Raw genomic sequence first — 3,826 nt, 5'->3', positions numbered from 1 at the left:
GGTAAGCAGGGTAATTATCATAACAATTATTTTTTTCACATTGACCTCCATTAAATCATGGCTTTTATTACACCAAAAGTGCTTGCATAGTAACTATCGCCCAATTTTAATTGTTTTAAAGTATATACTCATGATTATGTTTGTGTCAATATAAAAATTGAAATTTTACTATTCTTTTAACGTTGCTCATTGTAATGGGTAGTAAAGATAGTTTTTTAAAAACAATATAAAAAAGACTTGCAGTAGTAAAATGTTTGGGAATCAATTTAATAAAATGCCCTGTATGTTCGAAATTATAAATATAGCTTGGATAGGACAAGTTTTTAATGAAAAATAAAATTTTGATTATAGTGTTTTGTTTTATCTGCATTTACGCCAGTTCCGTTGCCTTTGCTGGGCAGCCTGATAGTATCACTGCAATCATACAGGAAGAGCAAAATAAGGAATATTCAGATGCATTGCAGCAGATGCTGCAGTTTATTGATAATTTATATGATAATCTGCAGAGCCGGGTGAAAAATGGTGAAAAGATAGTTATATTTTTTGATCCTGCACATGGCATTGATGACGATGGCAAATGGGAAGGTGAAAAAACAGGGCGCTTGAGCTGTACAGGCTTGCCGGAGGAATATTATTCACTTGCACTTTCACGCCAACTCTACAATCTTTTAAAGAAAAATCCATATATTGAAGTTGTCAGTACACGAGATTATATTGATGCCCTTGAAGGGAAGACTGATACGTATAATAATATAACTTTCAGGGAAACGGTGGAACTGGCAAAAAATGCTAAGGCTGCACTGGTTATTTCTGAACATCTTAATAATACGGCTTCAATATTCAAAGCGTATGGGCTTGCAAATGTAAAAGGCATACACATTACGTACAGTAATGGGAAAGCATATCTTACCCATATCCGGGAAGAGCATAAAGGGTTTTTAACGCTGTATAATAAGTTTGATGCCAGCGGGTTTTCGTATAGGGTTGCAAGCAAAGTTAAGGAAAAGCTTTTGACATATAATTTGCATGTTAACAGCTGGAATTATGGTACGGTTGCAGATGACCGGTTTACCTATTTTGTCAATTATCCCATATCTGTTATCTTTGAATCAGGATTTATATCAAATCCGGATGATGAAAAAATATTGAATAACCCTGAATATCAAAAGCTCATTGCGCAATCACACTATGATGCAATTCTTGAAACCATTGCACTGACATTTGGCATTGATATTGCTGGCTTCTGGGGACCACGGATTGTTGACACTGTTAATCCATCCAGGAATCTGCTATTACTAAAATTATCACGCATTGCCTGTTATTACATTTCCCATAATGATACTGACAAAGGTGTTCATGTATTATCGCTGTTACTTAAAGAGTGTGATCCTATTACTGATGCTGCAATTATAGAAAATATACAGGATATGAAATATCGTATTGAACGTTCAAAGGAGTTATATACAAAAGCTATAGCCCTGAAAAAAAAGGGGAAGGTCAAACGTGCACGCTATACTATGCGAAAGGCAATAAGCCTGGTAAGCAGATCACCCGTTTTTTATGAATTGCGCAAAGCATACCGTGCTGAGTATAAAGGGTTGAATGAAGTAATTGAGCAAAAATCAACTGCACCCAGGTATCCGGCCCCCGATACAATGGTTATTCCTTTGGCTTCAGGCATTACCAGGCCTGTTCTGGTGGTGATTGAAAAAAATATGACTCCACAGGAAGCACTATTCAATGCTTTGCAGTGTGATGAAGCATTGTTGAAAAAAATTACAAGCCAGTTTGTACAAACAAAAATTAAGGTTGGTAAAAAAAGATTTGAAAAACCTACACAAGAAGGTATATACATAGTACAGCTTACAGCAAAAGGTAATGTTAAAAGTGTCAAGCGTGTTTCAATTGCAAAGCTTGACCCATGGAGATATCAAAATCAGATGTATTTAAAGAATTCATATTGTGCTCCAAAAGAAAGAAATAAATCATTATAAACATGGAACATGGTATGGTAAGCCATACCATTTCTTTGGCGATTATCTGTATCATACATTCAATGTAAAAATCTTGAAACTATCTATCAATGCCAATCTGGGATGCCCTAATCGCGATGGCACAGTTGGTAGTTGTGGATGTATTTTTTGTTCTGAAGGGTCGGCATCACCAACTGCAACAGGAGCCATGTCAATTCACCAGCAGATGCAGACCGCTGTTGATGGATTTAATCGTGGTATGTATACCCCGCGATATATTGCATATTTTCAGGCTTTTACCAATACCTATGCCACGGTCGATGTTTTAAAAAAATTATATGATACTGCTTTAGCATTCCCCAATGTGGTGGGGCTTATGATTGGTACTCGCCCTGATTGCCTGCCTGATGATGTGCTGGATTTGATAGCCAGCTATAAAAAAGAAAATTTTGAGTTGTGGCTTGAGATTGGCATGCAGAGCATGCATGATAAAAGTTTGCATTTTTTACAGCGCGGTCACACCCATGCACAAACAGTGGATGCAATCACAAGAGCATCAAAGCGAGGCATTCCGATTTGTGTCCATGTTATTCTGGGCATACCTGGTGAAAGCTGGGATGATATGATGTCAACAGCAATTGAAATTAACAGGCTTTCGGTACAGGGTGTTAAGATACATCATCTTCATGTTATAAAAAATACACCACTTGAAGCATTGTATGCCAACGGCAAGGTCCCATTATTATCATTTAAACAGTATGTATCGTATGTGTGTGATTTTATAGAACGCCTGAGGGGTGATATCATCATTCACCGCCTGCTTGGCGACCAGCCCAAAGATATGTTAATTGCTCCTGCGTGGGGCTTGCATAAGGGAACAGTGCTGAAAGCCATAGAGGATGAATTGCTGCGGCGTGGTACCTTTCAGGGGTTTTTGTGCGATAGTTACTGATAATTTTATGGTTGCTTTATAATTGAAGCTTGTTGTATTCAATATTTACATTTTATTCTACGGGAGAAAACATTATGAATTTGCGTCCTGACACCTATGCGCGTTCAACGCTGGAACGGTATACTGGCTCTTCAATTGATGATTTTGGTGAATATATCATTTTATGCAATTTTCAACGATATGTTGATGATTTTGCTGTAATGACAGGTGCAAAAGTCAGTGCGGGTTACTGGAGCTGTGCACATAGTCGTGAACGCAATATATCCATTATAAATTTTGGTGTTGGTTCACCATCAGCAGGTATTGTTGTTCATTGTTTATCTTATCTGGATAATATACAGACGGTGATCATGTTAGGGATGTGTGGTGGGATTGATGATAATCTACAAGTTGGCGATTTTTTAATCCCTACAGCAAGTGTTCGGGATGAAGGTACAAGCATTCACTATATACCAAAAGATGTTCCTGCACAGCCAAGTTTCTGGATTAACAGAATTTGTGAAAAAGTTATTACTAAGGAAACTGGTGTTGCACCCAAGACTGGCATAATGCTTACTACTGATTACCGTATGTGGGAATTTGATAATGAATTTATTGATTATATCTTAAAACACAGAATTTTAGCAATAGATATGGAGATAGCAACCCTGTTTGCAGTAGCATATGCAATGAATGTTCCTATTGGAGCAATTATGCTTATTTCAGATTTACCCTTGAAAAAAGGTGGTATTAAAAGCAAGGAAAGTGCAAGTTTAGTATTCAATGCTTTTACCCAGAAACATTTACAATTAGGTATAAAAGTAATTGAGAGCATTCAGGAAAAAAGTGGTGAAGGTATTACCAGATTACGAAGTGAATGGTAATTAATTCCTTGACTGAGGAATTATTGGCGTGTTATATT

3 protein-coding genes are annotated in these 3,826 nt (G+C 37.0%); all 3 read left to right on the top strand.

Annotated features, from left to right (window positions below):
- Positions 1 to 326 precede the first annotated feature (326 nt).
- The 3 genes from AB1444_05945 (at position 327) to AB1444_05935 (ending at position 3,788) form a co-directional block, all read left to right on the top strand.
- Positions 327 to 1,994, top strand: coding sequence for an N-acetylmuramoyl-L-alanine amidase (locus AB1444_05945; protein ID MEW6526197.1), 1,668 nt, complete (start codon positions 327 to 329; stop codon positions 1,992 to 1,994).
- The gene (locus AB1444_05940) at positions 1,963 to 2,925 is read left to right on the top strand and encodes a TIGR01212 family radical SAM protein (GenBank protein ID MEW6526196.1); all 963 of its coding nucleotides are present in this window, start codon (positions 1,963 to 1,965) and stop codon (positions 2,923 to 2,925) included. The genes AB1444_05945 and AB1444_05940 overlap by 32 nt, the downstream gene beginning before the upstream one ends.
- Positions 2,926 to 2,999: 74 nt before the next feature.
- A complete protein-coding gene (locus AB1444_05935; GenBank protein ID MEW6526195.1) occupies positions 3,000 to 3,788 on the top strand; it encodes an AMP nucleosidase in 789 nt (262 codons plus the stop codon).
- Positions 3,789 to 3,826: the final 38 nt, after the last annotated feature.

Source organism: Spirochaetota bacterium, assembly GCA_040756435.1.
Taxonomy (GTDB): domain Bacteria; phylum Spirochaetota; class UBA4802; order UBA4802; family UB4802; genus UBA4802.
The sequence above is the reverse complement of the archived record's forward strand: the minus strand, read 5'-3'. Positions and strand labels throughout refer to the sequence as shown.